General features: G+C 61.0%; 12 protein-coding genes and 1 pseudogene. 8 read left to right on the top strand and 5 right to left on the bottom strand.

Annotated features, from left to right (window positions below; translation table 11 throughout):
• From CKW30_RS27385 to CKW30_RS21010, 7 genes and pseudogenes are all read left to right on the top strand, one after another.
• A pseudogene (locus CKW30_RS27385) lies at positions 1–184 on the top strand (IS110 family transposase); the annotation flags it as partial.
• A gap of 205 nt (positions 185–389) precedes the next feature.
• Positions 390–1,742, top strand: coding sequence for an imelysin family protein (locus CKW30_RS21035; protein ID WP_095181803.1), 1,353 nt, complete (start codon positions 390–392; stop codon positions 1,740–1,742).
• Positions 1,743–2,017: 275 nt separating this feature from the next.
• On the top strand, positions 2,018–3,445 hold the full coding sequence (locus CKW30_RS21030) for a di-heme oxidoredictase family protein (RefSeq protein WP_095181802.1): 1,428 nt from the start codon (positions 2,018–2,020) through the stop codon (positions 3,443–3,445).
• Between the two features lie 27 nt (positions 3,446–3,472).
• A complete protein-coding gene (locus tag CKW30_RS21025; RefSeq protein WP_095181801.1) occupies positions 3,473–4,537 on the top strand; it encodes an imelysin family protein in 1,065 nt (354 codons plus the stop codon).
• A 14-nt stretch (positions 4,538–4,551) separates the two neighbouring features.
• Positions 4,552–5,652, top strand: coding sequence for a DUF1513 domain-containing protein (locus tag CKW30_RS21020; protein ID WP_095181800.1), 1,101 nt, complete (start codon positions 4,552–4,554; stop codon positions 5,650–5,652).
• A gap of 252 nt (positions 5,653–5,904) precedes the next feature.
• Complete coding sequence (locus tag CKW30_RS21015; protein ID WP_095181799.1) at positions 5,905–7,053, top strand: efflux RND transporter periplasmic adaptor subunit; 1,149 nt, start codon at positions 5,905–5,907, stop codon at positions 7,051–7,053.
• Between the two features lie 13 nt (positions 7,054–7,066).
• Positions 7,067–10,093 carry a multidrug efflux RND transporter permease subunit gene (locus CKW30_RS21010; protein ID WP_095181798.1) on the top strand — a complete coding sequence of 1,009 codons (3,027 nt, stop codon included), beginning with the start codon at positions 7,067–7,069 and terminating at the stop codon, positions 10,091–10,093.
• Positions 10,094–10,362: 269 nt separating this feature from the next.
• On the opposite strand, the gene CKW30_RS21005 is transcribed toward CKW30_RS21010, so the two are convergent.
• From CKW30_RS21005 to colR, 5 genes are all read right to left on the bottom strand, one after another.
• On the bottom strand, positions 10,363–10,590 hold the full coding sequence (locus CKW30_RS21005; protein ID WP_041479852.1) for a hypothetical protein: 228 nt from the start codon (positions 10,588–10,590) through the stop codon (positions 10,363–10,365).
• A 2-nt stretch (positions 10,591–10,592) separates the two neighbouring features.
• Positions 10,593–11,309: a lipopolysaccharide kinase InaA family protein gene (locus CKW30_RS21000; RefSeq protein WP_095181797.1), complete on the bottom strand. Its 717-nt coding sequence runs from the start codon at positions 11,307–11,309 to the stop codon at positions 10,593–10,595.
• A 3-nt stretch (positions 11,310–11,312) separates the two neighbouring features.
• Entirely contained in the window at positions 11,313–11,981 is a 669-nt protein-coding gene (locus CKW30_RS20995; RefSeq protein WP_041480029.1) for a class I SAM-dependent methyltransferase, read from the bottom strand.
• 149 nt (positions 11,982–12,130) lie between these two features.
• Positions 12,131–13,414 carry a HAMP domain-containing sensor histidine kinase gene (locus tag CKW30_RS20990; protein ID WP_041479854.1) on the bottom strand — a complete coding sequence of 428 codons (1,284 nt, stop codon included), beginning with the start codon at positions 13,412–13,414 and terminating at the stop codon, positions 12,131–12,133.
• On the bottom strand, positions 13,404–14,087 hold the full coding sequence (gene colR, locus CKW30_RS20985) for a two-component system response regulator ColR (RefSeq protein WP_041479855.1): 684 nt from the start codon (positions 14,085–14,087) through the stop codon (positions 13,404–13,406). The genes CKW30_RS20990 and colR overlap by 11 nt, the downstream gene beginning before the upstream one ends.
• A 209-nt stretch (positions 14,088–14,296) precedes the next feature.
• Here colR and CKW30_RS20980 point away from each other — a divergent pair, with 209 nt between their 5' ends.
• The gene (locus CKW30_RS20980) at positions 14,297–15,040 is read left to right on the top strand and encodes a phosphatase PAP2 family protein (protein ID WP_041479856.1); all 744 of its coding nucleotides are present in this window, start codon (positions 14,297–14,299) and stop codon (positions 15,038–15,040) included.
• The last annotated feature ends 102 nt before the right edge of the window (positions 15,041–15,142 follow it).

Here is a 15,142-nt window from a genome sequence, read left to right as displayed (position 1 = left end):
CATACGTTGCGACCCAAATGTGAAAGCGTTTTACGAAGCCTTGGTGGCTCGAGGAAAGAGGAAGATGCAGGCTATTGTCGCAGTCATGCGCAAATACCTGACCGGACTATGGGCCTGCATGCGGGCAGGCGAAGACTTCAGTACAGCCAAGCTTTTTAGCGATAAACACACCCAAAAAGCTTGACCGTGAACAGAGTATCTACATTTGAAATGCGTTCCCCCTGTAGGAGCTGACGAGTGCAACGAGGCTGCGATCTTTTGATTTTCATGCGCAAATAAGAAATATTTCCAAGCACGCCTTTACACATAATGCGAAAGATTTGCATTATGTCGCAGTTTTGCGCGCCCCCGGCGCCAGTCCATTCAACTACCGAAGCAGGATGTTCGCCATGATTCGTATGCCTCTGGCTACCGCCAGTCTGCTGGCCATCGCTATTTCCCTCGCCGGTTGCGGCGAAGGCAAGGACAAAGAAAAAGCCTCCGAAATGACTCCGGCTTCCAGCAGCGCTGCTCCAGCCCCTGCCGCTGCACCGACTCCTGCTGCCGGTAAAGTTGACGATGCTGCCGCCAAGGCCGTGGTCGCGCACTATGCCGACATGGTCTTCGCCGTTTACAGCGATGCCGAATCCACTGCGAAAACCCTGCAAACTGCGGTCGACGCGTTCCTCGCCAAGCCGAATGCCGACACCCTCAAAGCAGCCAAGGCTGCCTGGGTCGCCGCGCGCGTGCCGTACCTGCAGAGCGAAGTGTTCCGCTTCGGCAACACCATCATTGACGATTGGGAAGGTCAGGTTAACGCCTGGCCGCTGGACGAAGGCCTGATCGACTACGTCGACAAATCCTACGAGCACGCACTGGGTAACCCGGGCGCCAGCGCCAATATCATTGCCAACACCGAAGTGCAGGTCGGCGAAGACAAAGTCGACGTGAAAGAAATCACCCCGGAAAAACTCGCCAGCCTCAACGAGCTGGGCGGCTCGGAAGCCAACGTCGCCACCGGCTACCACGCGATCGAATTCCTGCTCTGGGGCCAGGATCTGAACGGCACCGGCCCTGGCGCTGGCAACCGTCCGGCCTCGGACTACCTGGAAGGCGCCGGCGCCACCGGTGGTCACAACGAGCGTCGTCGCGCCTACCTGAAAGCCGTGACCCAACTGCTGGTCAGCGATCTGGAAGAAATGGTCGCCAACTGGAAGCCGAACGTGGCCGACAACTACCGCGCCACCCTGGAAGCCGAGCCAGGCGAAACCGGCCTGCGCAAAATGCTCTTCGGCATGGGCAGCCTGTCCCTGGGTGAACTGGCGGGCGAGCGCATGAAGGTTTCCCTGGAAGCCAACTCCCCTGAAGACGAGCAGGATTGCTTCAGCGACAACACCCACTACTCGCACTTCTACGACGCCAAAGGCGTGCGTAACGTTTACCTGGGCGAGTACACCCGTGTTGACGGCACCAAGATGACCGGCGCCAGCCTGTCGTCGCTGGTGGCCAAGGCCGATCCGGCTGCCGACACCGCGCTGAAAGCCGATCTGGCCGCGACCGAAGCGAAGATCCAGGTCATGGTCGATCACGCCAACAAGGGTGAGCACTACGACCAGTTGATCGCTGCCGGCAACACCGCTGGCAACCAGGTCGTTCGCGACGCCATCGCCGCGCTGGTCAAGCAGACCGGCTCGATCGAAGCCGCTGCGGGCAAACTGGGCATCAGCGACCTGAACCCGGACAGCGCCGATCACGAATTCTGATCGCAGCGTCCGCGTCAAAAAGAGGCGACCTTCGGGTCGCCTTTTTCATACCCCATGTTCACAGTCCCCTGTAGGAGCTGCCGAAGGCTGCGATCTGTTGATCTTGATTGTTGAAGATCAAAATCAAAAGATCGCAGCCTTCGGCAGCTCCTACAGGGGGTTTGCATCGCTCTGCAGATTTGCGCTGTATCAAGCAAACGATAATTCCTCTTATTCAAACTCCCCCGCCCTGTTAGACTTTGCGCCTTCATTTTTGCCCGTCCGCAGGATGTCTGATGCCCTCGCTGCCTCTTCGCTTGTCCGCACTGTTGCTGGCCCTGGGCCTGAGTGCCTGCGATGACGCCCCGCGTTTCACCAAGGCCGAGCCGGGGGAAGCGCGTTCGGGCGGTGCGGCGACTGTGCGCAAGAGCGATCAGAACGCCTTTTCCCTGCCATCGGCCAACTTGCCGCCCTCGCGGCGGGTGGACTTCAGTGTCGGCAACAGTTTCTTTCGCAGCCCGTGGGTGATCGCGCCGTCGACCACCACGGCGCGCGACGGTCTCGGCCCGTTGTTCAATACCAACGCCTGCCAGAATTGCCACATCAAGGACGGTCGCGGTCATCCGCCGGCACCTGATGCAAGCAATGCAGTGTCGATGCTGGTGCGCCTGTCGATTCCCGACGCGCCGCAATACGCCAAAGTCATCCAACAGCTCGGCGTGGTGCCGGAGCCGGTGTATGGCGGGCAGTTCCAGGACATGGCCGTGCCCGGCGTTGCCCCGGAAGGCAAGGTGCGGGTGGACTACACGCCGGTGCCCGTACGCTTCAAGGACGGCACTGAAGTCGAGCTGCGCAAACCGACCTTGCAGATCACTCAACTCGGTTACGGCCCGATGCACCCGGACACGCGTTTTTCCGCGCGGGTGGCGCCGCCGATGATTGGTCTGGGCCTGCTCGAAGCGATCCCCGAGGAGGCGATCCTCGCCAACGCCGCCGCCCAGGCGAAAGAGAACAATGGCATCAACGGCCGGCCCAACCAGGTCTGGGATGACCAGTTGCAGAAGACCGTCATCGGCCGGTTCGGCTGGAAAGCCGGGCAACCGAATCTCAATCAACAGAATGTTCACGCGTTCTCCGGTGACATGGGCCTGACCACTAGCCTGCGGCCGTTCGACGATTGCACCGAAGCGCAAACCGCTTGCAAACAGGCGCCGAACGGCAATGGTCCCGACGGCGAACCGGAAGTCAGCGAAAACATTCTGCGTCTGGTGCTGTTCTACAGCCGCAACCTGGCAGTGCCGGCGCGCCGTGGCGTCAACGATCCACAGGTGCTGGCCGGCAAGAATCTGTTTTTCCAGGCCGGTTGCCAGTCGTGCCACACGCCGAAATACACCACGGCCGCCGATGCCGCCGAACCGGAATTGGCCAATCAGGTGATTCGTCCATACAGCGACTTGCTGCTGCATGACATGGGCGAAGGCCTGGCGGACAACCGCACCGAATTTCGGGCCTCCGGCCGAGACTGGCGCACGCCGCCGTTGTGGGGGATCGGTCTGACGCAAGCGGTCAGCGGTCACACCCAGTTTTTGCATGACGGCCGCGCACGCAACCTGCTCGAAGCGGTGCTCTGGCATGGCGGCGAAGCGTCGGCGGCGCAGCAACAGGTTTTGTCTTTCAATGCCGAGCAGCGCGCTGCGTTGCTGGCTTTTCTGAACTCACTTTAAATACTGTAAAAGCATCGGGAGCCCGACATGTTCCGTCCCAAGTTACTGTTCACCAGCCTTGCCGCGCTCGCCCTCGGCGCCTGCTCGCCGCAGGACCCGCAAGCGGTCACTTCGGCGGCGATCGCCAAATCGGTGATCCTGCCGACCTACACCCGTTGGGTCGAAGCCGACCGGCAACTGGCGGTCAGCGCCCTCGCCTATTGCCAGGGCAAAGAGACCCTGGAAACCGCCCGTGCCGATTTCCTTCACGCGCAGAAAGCCTGGGCCGAGTTGCAACCGCTGCTGATCGGTCCGCTGGCCGAGGGCAATCGCTCGTGGCAAGTACAGTTCTGGCCGGACAAGAAAAATCTCGTCGGCCGTCAGGTCGAGCAACTGGTCGTCGCCCAGCCGCAGATCGATGCCGCCGCACTGGCCAAATCCAGCGTCGTGGTGCAGGGACTGTCGGCTTACGAATACATCCTCTTCGACGCCAGGCCTGACGTCGCCAACGACGCGCAAAAAGCCAAATACTGCCCGCTGCTGATCGCCATCGGCGAACGCCAGAAGCAACTGGCCGAAGAAATCCTGCAGGGCTGGAACAACACCGACGGCATGCTCGCGCAGATGAGCAAGTTCCCTAACCAGCGCTACGCCGACTCCCACGAAGCGATCGCCGATCTGCTGCGCGTACAAGTGACGGCACTGGATACCCTGAAGAAAAAACTCGGCACGCCGATGGGCCGGCAGAGCAAAGGCGTGCCGCAGCCATTCCAGGCGGATGCGTGGCGCAGCCAGTCGTCGCTGACGGCGCTGGAAGCCAGCCTTGCCGCAGCCAAAACCGTCTGGGAAGGCGTCGACAACAAAGGCCTGCGCGGTCTGCTGCCGGCCGAGCAGAAACCGTTGGCGGACAAGATCGATGCCGCTTATGCCGCTTCGCTGAAGCTGTTCGATAGCACCCAGCGTTCGCTCGGCGAAATGCTCGAGGACGACGCCGGGCGCCAGCAACTCAACGATATCTACGACAGCCTCAACGTCGTCCATCGCCTGCATGAAGGCGAGCTGGCCAAGGCGCTGGGCATCCAACTGGGCTTCAACGCCAACGACGGTGACTGATGAGGGCGAGTGCCATGCTGCGACGTCAGGTTCTGACTTTAGGTAGTGCACTGCTGGGAGCAGTGACGCTGGGCGGCTGGACGCTGTTCAAACGCAAGGATCAGAGCCCGCTGTTGCTGTCGGCGCGCGACGATACTGACGGCAAGCATTACGCCGTCGGCTATCGGCTCGACGGTACGCGGGTGTTCGCCACCCACGTCGGCCAGCGTTGTCACGACATCATCAATCATCCGACGCAGCCGCTGGCGCTGTTCGTCGCGCGGCGTCCGGGAACCGAGAGTTACCTGATCGACCTGCGCGACGGCAAGCTGCTGCAGACCGTGACCTCGCAGCCGGACCGGCACTTCTACGGCCACGCCGTGGTGCACAAGGACGGCGAATACCTGTACGCCACCGAGAATGACACGAGCGATCCCGGCCGTGGCCTGCTCGGCGTGTACAAGTTCGAAGGCGAACGGCTGGTGCACACGGGCGAGATTTCCACTCACGGTCTCGGCCCGCATCAGGTGTCCTGGATGCCCGACGGCGAGACGCTGGTAGTGGCCAACGGTGGGATTCGCACCGAGGCGGAAAGCCGCGTCGACATGAACCTTAACGCCATGGAACCGAGCCTGGTGTTGATGCAGCGCGACGGCACGTTGCTGAGCAAGGAAACCCTCGCCCAGCAGATGAACAGCGTCCGCCACCTGGGCATCGCCAGTGACGGCACCATCGTCGCCGGTCAGCAATTCATGGGGCCGTCCCACGAGCGCTCGGAGCTGTTGGCGATCAAGCGACCGGGACAAGCGTTCGTGGCGTTCCCGGTGGCCGAGCAGCAGTTGCAGGCGATGGGGCACTACACCGCCAGCGTCGCGGTGCACAGCGATCTGCGTCTGGTCGCATTGACGGCGCCGCGCGGCAATCGCTTCTTTATCTGGGATCTGGACAGCGGCGAACTGCGCCTCGATGCGCCTTTGCCTGATTGCGCCGGCGTTGGTGCGGTAAAGGATGGCTTTGTCGTGACTTCGGGTCAGGGCCGTTGCCGTTACTACGATTGCCGTCAAGCACAACTGCTGGCCAAGCCGCTGGAATTGCCGGCGGGGCTCTGGGACAACCATCTGCACTTGATGGCCTGACAACAAGTCCCGTGGCTGACAATCAACCTGTGGCGAGGGGATTTATCCCCGTTGGGTGGCGCAGCCGCCCTTAAAACTGCAATTGCGGTATGACTAAAGGATTCAGGGGGCCGCTTCGCAGCCCAACGGGGATAAATCCCCTCACCACAGGATTGTGTCCCGCTGCACCTGTAAACACTGCCAGTTGGAATCCCCACCTGACTCGGAGTAATGTGCCCGCCTGTCTCATGATTTATCCAAGGAAATGGAAATATGCTGCGTCGCCGCATGCTGATCATGTTGGGTGTTGTTTTGCTGCTCGTCCTGGTGCTGGGCGGTTATAAAGCCTTTTCGATCTACACGATGATCCAGGGCTTTTCCAAGCCCAAGCCGCCGATCAGCGTCGCCGTGGCCACTGCCGGCGAACAGCCGTGGCAGATGCGCCTGCCCACCGTCGGCACGCTCAAGGCGCTGCAAGGTGTCGACTTGAGTCTGGAAGTCGCCGGCACCGTCACTGAACTCAAATTCGAATCCGGGCAGAAGGTCAAGGCCGGGCAACCGCTGCTGCAACTCGACAGCGCCGTCGAATCCGCCCTGCTGGAAACTGCCCGCGCCGACCTCGGCCTGGCGCAACTGGACTTCGGCCGTGGCGCGCAACTGGTCGACAGCCGCGCGATCTCCAAAGGCGAGTACGACCGCCTCTCCGCCGTTCTCCAAAAGAACAAGGCCACGGTCAATCAGCTCAACGCGTCGCTGGCGAAAAAGCGTATCCTCGCGCCATTCAGCGGCACCATCGGCATCCGCCAGGTCGACGTCGGCGACTACCTCGCCAGCGGTACCAAAATCGCCACGTTGCAAGATTTGAGCAGCCTCTACGCTGACTTCTACGTGCCGGAACAAGCGGTGCCGAAACTCGCTATCGGCCAGCCCGTGCAGTTCACCGTCGCCGCGTATCCGGGGCAGAACTTTGTCGGCAAGATCAGCGCGATCAACCCGATCGTCGAAAGCACCACGCGCAACATCCTCGTCCGCGCCACCCTCGCCAACCCCGACGGCAAGCTGCTGCCGGGGATGTTCGCCAGCCTTGAAGTGCTGCTGCCAAATCCGCAGAAGCACATCGTCGTGCCGGAAAGCGCGATCACCTACACCCTGTACGGCAACTCGGTTTACGTGGTCGGGAAAAAGAAAGCCGAGGACGGCAGCGTCGCCAAGGATGACAACGGCCAACCGCTGCTGATTGCCGAACGTCGTTTCGTCGAGACCGGTGAACGCCGCGATGGCCTGGTGATGATCAACAAGGGCGTGCAGAGCGGCGAACAAGTGGTGACGGCTGGCCAGATCAAACTGGACAACGGTGCCCCTATCGCCATCAGCGACGACAAGACCCTCGGCGAGCAGAACAGTCCGCCTCGCGCCGACTGATCAAGGAATCCCCATGGCTTTTACCGATCCGTTCATCCGCCGCCCGGTGCTGGCCACCGTGGTCAGCCTGCTGATTGTGCTGCTGGGCTTTCAGGCCTGGAGCAAGCTGCCCCTGCGCCAGTACCCGCAAATGGAAAACGCCCTGATCACGGTGACCACGGCTTATCCCGGGGCCAACGCCGAAACCATTCAGGGCTACATCACCCAGCCGATGCAACAGAGTCTGGCCAGCGCCGAAGGCATCGATTACATGACCTCGGTCAGCCGGCAGAACTTCTCGGTGATTTCGATCTACGCGCGCATCGGTGCCAACACCGACCGCTTGTTCACCGAACTGCTGGCCAAGGCCAACGAGGTGAAGAACAAGCTGCCGCAGGACGCCGAAGACCCGGTGCTGAGCAAGGAGTCCGCCGACGCTTCGGCGCTGATGTACATCAGCTTCTTCAGCAAAGACCTGAGCAACCCGCAGATCACCGATTACCTGTCGCGTGTGATCCAGCCGAAACTGGCGACGCTGCCGGGCATGGCCGAAGCGGAGATCCTCGGCAATCAGGTGTTCGCCATGCGCCTGTGGCTCGACCCGGTGAAACTCGCCGGCTTCGGCCTCAGCGCCGCCGACGTGACCGCAGCGGTGCGCCAGTACAACTTCCTCTCCGCTGCCGGCGAAGTGAAAGGCGAGTACACCGTCACCAGCATCAACGCCAACACCGAACTGAAATCCGCCGAGGCCTTTTCGGCGATTCCGCTCAAGGTCGATGGCGACAGCCGCGTGCTGCTGCGTGATGTGGCGCGGGTGGAAATGGGCGCGGAAAACTACGATTCGATCAGCTCGTTCGGCGGCACGCCGTCGGTGTACATCGGCATCAAGGCCACCCCCGGCGCCAACCCGCTGGACGTGATCAAGGAAGTGCGCAAGCTGATGCCCGAGCTGGAAGCGCAGCTGCCGCCGAACCTGAAAAGCGAGATCGCCTACGACGCCACGCTGTTCATTCAGGCCTCGATCGATGAGGTGGTGAAGACCTTGTTCGAAGCGGTACTGATCGTCATCGTCGTGGTGTTCCTGTTCCTCGGCGCGTTGCGTTCGGTGGTGATCCCGGTGGTGACCATTCCGCTGTCGATGATCGGCGTGATGTTCTTCATGCAGATGATGGGTTACTCGATGAACCTGCTGACGCTGCTGGCGATGGTGCTGGCCATCGGTCTGGTGGTGGACGACGCGATCGTCGTGGTGGAAAACATCCACCGGCACATCGAGGAAGGCAAGACGCCGTTCGACGCAGCCCTGGAAGGCGCCCGGGAAATCGCCATGCCAGTGGTGTCGATGACCATCACCCTGGCGGCGGTGTATGCGCCGATCGGTTTCCTCACCGGGCTGACCGGAGCGCTGTTCAAGGAGTTCGCCCTGACCCTGGCCGGTGCGGTGGTGATCTCCGGCGTCGTCGCCCTGACACTGTCGCCGATGATGTGCGCGTTTCTGTTGCGCCACGAAGAGAATCCCAGCGGCCTGGCCCATCGTCTCGACCGCGTCTTTGAAGGCCTCAAGCGCCGTTATCAAAGCATGCTGCATGGCACGCTCAATACGCGGCCGGTGGTGCTGGTGTTCGCGGTGATCGTGCTGTGCCTGATTCCGGTGTTTCTCAAGTTCACCAAGTCGGAACTGGCCCCGGACGAAGACCAGGGCATCATTTTCATGATGGCCAGCGCGCCGCAGCCGACCAACCTCGACTACCTGAGCACCTACACCGACGAATTCATCACCATCTTCAAGGAGTTTCCCGAGTACTACTCCTCGTTCCAGATCAACGGCTATAGCGGCGTGCAGGCCGGTATCGGCGGCTTCCTGCTCAAGCCATGGAATGAGCGTAGCCGCACGCAGATGGAAATCCTCCCCGAGGTGCAGAGCAAACTGGAGAGCATTCCCGGCCTGCAGATCTTCGGTTTCAACCTGCCCTCCCTGCCCGGCACCGGTGAAGGCCTGCCCTTCGAATTCGTGGTCAACACCGCCAATGACTATGAACTGCTGCTGCAAGTCGCCGAGCGCATCGAGAAACGCGCCATGGAGTCAGGCAAGTTCGCCTTCGTCGACCTCGATCTGGCGTTCGACAAGCCGGAAGTAGTGGTCGATATCGACCGCGACAAGGCTGCGCAGATGGGCGTGTCGATGCTAGACCTCGGCAGCACGCTGGCGACCTTGCTGGGCGAGGCGGAGATCAACCGCTTCACCATCGACGGGCGCAGCTACAAGGTCATCGCCCAGGTCGAACGGGCCTACCGCGACAACCCGGACTGGCTGAACAATTACTACGTGAAAAACACCCAGGGCGAATTGCTGCCATTGTCGACCTTGATCAAGGTCAGCGACCGCGCAAGGCCGCGCCAGCTCAATCAGTTCCAGCAGCTCAACGCGGCGAAGATTTCCGGTTTCCCGCTGGTGAGCATGGGCGAAGCCATCGATACCGTGCTGCAGATTGCCCGCGAAGAAGCACCGGCCGGGTTTGCCTTCGATTACGGTGGTGCCTCGCGCCAGTACGTGCAGGAAGGCAGCGCATTGTGGGTCACATTCGCTCTGGCGCTGGCGATCATCTTTCTGGTGCTGGCCGCACAGTTCGAAAGCTTCCGCGATCCGTTGGTGATTCTGGTCACCGTACCGCTGTCGATCTGCGGCGCGCTGATCCCGTTGTTCCTCGGCTGGTCGAGCATGAACATCTACACCCAGGTGGGGCTGGTGACGCTGATCGGCCTGATCAGCAAGCACGGCATCCTGATCGTCGAATTCGCCAACCAGTTGCGCAAGGACAAGGGCCTGAGCGCCCGTGACGCGGTGGAGGAAGCGGCAGCAATTCGCTTGCGCCCGGTACTGATGACGACGGCGGCAATGGTGTTCGGCATGGTGCCGCTGATTCTGGCAACCGGCGCGGGCGCCGTGAGCCGCTTTGATATCGGCATGGTGATTGCCACAGGGATGTCGATTGGCACGTTGTTTACGTTGTTCGTGCTGCCGTGTGTTTATACCTTCCTTGCTAAGCCAGATGCCAGATAAGCACATTTCCCTGTGGGAGCGAGCCTGCTCGCGAATGCGGTAGTTCAGTTGAATCGATGTTGATCGTTCCCACGCTCTGCGTGGGAATGCAGCTCGGGACGCTCCGCGTCCCATTGGAACGCGGAGCGTCCTTTGAGGCGTTCCCACGCAGAGCGTAGGAACGATCAAGCAAGATCAAAAGATCGCAGCCTTCGGCAGTTCCTACACAATCCGTATTCCAAATAAAAGGCCTCGCAATTGCGAGGCCTTTTATTTGGGCTTGAATCGTTTCAACTGGCTGGCCTCATCCCTTGAGACAGTCCGAACATGAACAACAGCAGATCATGATCGGGCTGGGTCGCCACGGAAGCCTTGGCCACCCGTGGAACCGAACAATGAGCGTCGTTCCCGGACGCCCCTATGACCTGCATGCGCGGCTGCTCCCAGGCAGCCACCGCCAGTGAAGCAACTGCCAAGGCCCCGATCAGGAACAAACCTCGTGCAATTTCGAGTTTCATCGCTATAAACCTTTGATAGCGCTGCCAAACGCCGTCTCATAAAAGTAGACGAGTTTCTTCCAGTCGGCATCGCGGAACGACGAATGGCGACGCAGTTGCTTCATGTCATGCTGCGCGGCGCGATAAGAGGTCAGACGCTGGCGGCACTTCTCCAGATCGATCAACGCCACTTCAACCTGCGCTGCTTCGCCCTCGCCGGTGACGCGAACGAAAACGTGCTTGATGTAAATGCAGCTGTGCTGCCAGCGGCCCTTGTGCATGCGCGCCAGGTTCTCGGCGAGGTCCTTGAGGACTTTCTCGTAAACCACGTCGCCACACTGATCGCGACCACCGGCAGCGGCCAGCCAGTGTTCCAGTTCCTGGAAACCGTCGAGGGATTTGGTGACAAGCAGCGCGCGCCATTTGTGCTGCGGATCCGGCTGGGCGCCGCAAAAGACGATCTGCGGTACGCGCACGCCGAGTTTGCTAACGCCAGTCAGGGCGTCGAGTTCACGCAATACGGTCGGGCGACCGAAGGGGTGCAACCAACTGCGATAGATGTGCCCGGTCTGGCGCTTGGCGTACAAAAGCTGCCCGTCACGGTCGACGATGCGCTGCACCCCGCTTTCGCCACCACGGCGCACATTGGGCTCTTCAACCCATTCGCCGCGCTGGTTCCAGTAATAATCGAAACGATCCTGGGGAGCGACATCCGCTTCAACCGCTGCTTGCACTGCCATCCTCTACCTCTTGCGTAATACGTAAACTCGCCACATCGCATAGAGCGGTATGAAGTCCAGTTGTTCCTGAATGCGGAAACCCGCCTGTTCAAATTCTTTCTCGATCGTCGCCGCCGGAATCAGAAACCGATTCTGGTAATCATGACTTGGCCGATCCCGCTCGGCACGCTTGCGCTTCCAGGCCTTGAAATTGCCGTCGACCCACAACGAAACAATCACGCTGTCGCGGGTCACCCGCTCGAACTCGCGCAGGATCACCCGACGGTGCTCGGCCTCGCCGATGTGGTGCAACAGACGCATGCAAAAGATGCTGTCGACCGAGTTATCCGGCAGAGCGATATCGAATGCCGAGGTGTGCAGCGGTTGTACACGCTTGACCACCTCGGCCGGTTGTCCCTGCATCGCAGTCTTGATCATCGACTCGGAATTGTCCGCGCCGATGATCACCCGGTTGGGCTTCTCCGCGAGCATTGGCCAGAAACGCCCGGCACCGCAGGGCAGATCCAGCACCAGCCCGGGATCTCCCGCCAGCGCCAAGGCCTTGCGACCGACTTGCTCATCGCGCAAGTGCGACAGGCGGCGACCGAGGCTTTGCTGGTGCTTGCGCAGATATCGTTGTGCGTGTTGGTCGTCGTACTTTTCGGAAAAATCGAGCTTGATCGGGCCGGCCATCATCTGGACTCCTGTTCTGATGACGCCACCTTAAACAGCGGCGTGTCAGCGTCAGGTCATCCAATTGTGAAAAATCTGTCAGGTAAATCCGTAAATTATTACAACGTTATACAGGATTCAGACAGGTGTACGGGAGTAGCCTCGAGCCACTATTTGCTGGCATTCACGCCAAGATCTACCTCGAATCGGCAGCCATTGGGGTCCATCGTGCTCAAGCTGACCGTCCAGCCCTGGTTTTCGCAGATACGCTGCACAAGCGACAAACCCAGGCCCAGCCCTTCGCCACGCTTCTCGCTGCCGCGCACAAAGGGCTCGAACATCGCCTCGCGTTTTTCCTCGGGAATGCCCACGCCCGAATCCTCAACGACGAAACCGTTGGCGGTGAGCGTCAGGCGAATGAAACCCTGTTCGGTGTAATGCAGTGCGTTACGCAAAAGGTTACCCATCACCGCGTTCAGCAAGGTCGCGTTGTAGCGAGTATCCGCTGGGGTGCCCGGCTCGAATATCAGTGTCAGCCCCTTGCGCTCGATCGGCTCACGCCACAGGCACAGCAGGCTCTCGGCCACTTGTGTGAGGTTCTGCTGGGGCGCCGCTGCGGCCTCTTCGTTCTGCGTGCGCGCCAGCATCAGGAAGGTCTGTACCAGTTCGCGCATCTCCTCGCTGGCCCGGGCAATGCGCTCGACCTGGGCGCGACCGCGCTGATCGATTCCGGGGTTTTCCAGCAGCAGTTCGCAGGAACTGGCCAGGACCATCAGCGGCGTGCGCAATTCATGGCTGACGTCGCTGGTGAACAGACGTTCGCGGGTCAGTGCCTGACGCAAGCGCCCCAAGGTGGCATCGAACGCCACCGCCAGTTCACCGACTTCATCCGCCGCGTAGTCCGGCGCCAAGGGTGGCGCCAGCCCGAGCAGCTGGTCGCGATGCCGGACCTGCCGCGCCAGGCGCACCACCGGCGCCATCACCTTGCGCGCGAGCACCCAGCCGAGAAATACCGCCAAGGCCAGACTGAGCACGAAGCCCACCAGCACCACCGCAAACAGCACGCGCTCGCGCTCTTCGAAATCGCTTTGGTCCTGCAACAGCACGTAGCGTCGACCATCCACCACTTCGACCATGGCGTGATAGGACAGCTGCTCGCGAAATACCTCGTGGAAACCGGCATCGAGGTGACGCAGATCCTTGGGCAGGTCGAAATCACCCGGCCCGCCACTGAAGTAGAACAACTGATCCGGCTCGGGCCGATGGCTCCAGTCGGAGACATTGTCCATCAGCAGCAAACGTTGCAGGTCGCCGCCCAATCCCGCCGAAATCAGTTTCTCTTCCACCAGGTGCACCGTCGCAACGATGCCCATGGCGAAAGCGCCGGCGACCAGTGCGCTCATCAGCGCAAAGGCGATGATGATCCGCTGGGAAAGACTCTGCTTAAACTCCATCTCGCCCCTCGGCCAAGCGATAACCGACACCGTGCACGGTGTGCAGCAGTGGCTTGGCGAATGGCTTGTCGATCACCTGGCGCAATTGGTGAACATGGCTGCGCAGGCTGTCGCTGTCCGGGCAGTCATCGCCCCACAGCGCTTCTTCAAGAATCTCCCGACGCAGCACGTGCGGGCTCTTCTGCATCAACACCGCGAGCAGCTTGAGGCCGACCGGGTTGAGCTTGAGCAGCTTGCCTTCGCGGGTCACTTCCAGGGTGTCGAGGTCGTAGCTCAGGTCACCGACCTGCAACGCCCGGCGACCGCCGCCCTGAGCACGGCGCATGACCGCTTCGACGCGGGCCGCTAGCTCAGACAGCGCAAACGGTTTGATCAGGTAATCGTCGGCGCCGGACTTGAAGCCTTGCAGCCGGTCGTCGAGTTGATCGCGGGCGGTGAGCATGATCACCGGCGTGTCACGCCGGGCGTCTTCGCGCAGGCGTTTGCACAAGGTGTAGCCGTCGATGCCGGGCAGCATGATGTCGAGCACGATCAGATCGTAATGCTCGGTCGCCGCCAGATGCAGACCGGACAGACCATCCTGGGCGCAATCGACGGTATAGCCCTTGAGGCCCAGGTAGTCGGCCAGATTGGCCAGGATGTCACGGTTGTCTTCGACCAGCAGAATTCGCATGGACATCTCCTCCGAACGGGGTAACGGCCGTCTTGGCCCGCGCAGCTTACGGCCAAGTGTGGCTCAGGGCTAGGGGCGTTTTTCGATAAACCTGCACTGCGCGCGCGACGACGTTTTTTTCACTTTCGGTTAACAAATCGCCGACGCCAGCGCGCGCAGACTCCGCGCGATTACGCTCTCTCCTCCGTTCATCGACCAAGGAACCTGCCATGGTGTCGACCTCTGCCCTTCCCGCTTCAAGACCGCTGAACTGGTGGTTGTGTCTGGGCATTCCCGCAGCGGCGGCGATCATTCTGCTGTTGCTCGAACTGACCGATCTGGACATGGTTCTGGCGCAGATGTTCTACGACCCGGTCGCGGGGGATTTCATCGGGCGGCACAGCTATGTGCTTGAAGACATCCTGCATGACCGGGCAAAACAGTTGGTGATCGGCTTCTCGGTGTTTGCCATTCTGGGTTTCATCGGCGCGTTTTTCATCGAACGGCTGAAACCGTTCAAGCGCGAACTGGGCTGCCTGGTGCTGTCGCTGGGGCTGGCGACTTCATTTGTCACTCCGGTCAAAGCCGTCACCGCTGTGCAGTGCCCATGGAGCCTGGAGCAATTCGGCGGCCACGAGACCTACAGCAAACTCATGGAACATCGCCCCGCCACGGACAAGCCGGGACGTTGCTGGCCGGGTGGCCATGCGGCGACCGGGTTCACCCTGTTTGCACTGTTCTTCGTGCTGCGCGACCGACGTCCACGACTGGCGCGGCAGGCGTTTGTGTTCGCCTTTGCACTGGGCTCGGTGTTCTCGATCAGCCGCATGATGCAGGGCGCGCACTTCTTCTCGCACAACGTGTGGACGGCGATTTTCTGCTGGCTGATTTGCCTGGGGGCTTATTACTGGGTGCTGTATCGCCCGGCTGGCAAGACTTCTACGGCGATGAACACACAGCCGATCAATGCCTGAAATAAAGCACCTGTGGGAGCGAGCCTGCTCGCGAATTGTCGGCTCAACTGGCTTGCATGTCGGATGACAGACCGCTTTCGCGAGCAGGCTCGCTCCCACAGG

The organism is Pseudomonas sp. Irchel 3F6 (assembly GCF_900187595.1).
GTDB classification, from domain to species: Bacteria; Pseudomonadota; Gammaproteobacteria; order Pseudomonadales; family Pseudomonadaceae; genus Aquipseudomonas; species Aquipseudomonas siliginis.
Note: the sequence above shows the minus strand (reverse complement) of the source record. Positions and strands in the feature narration are given on the sequence as shown.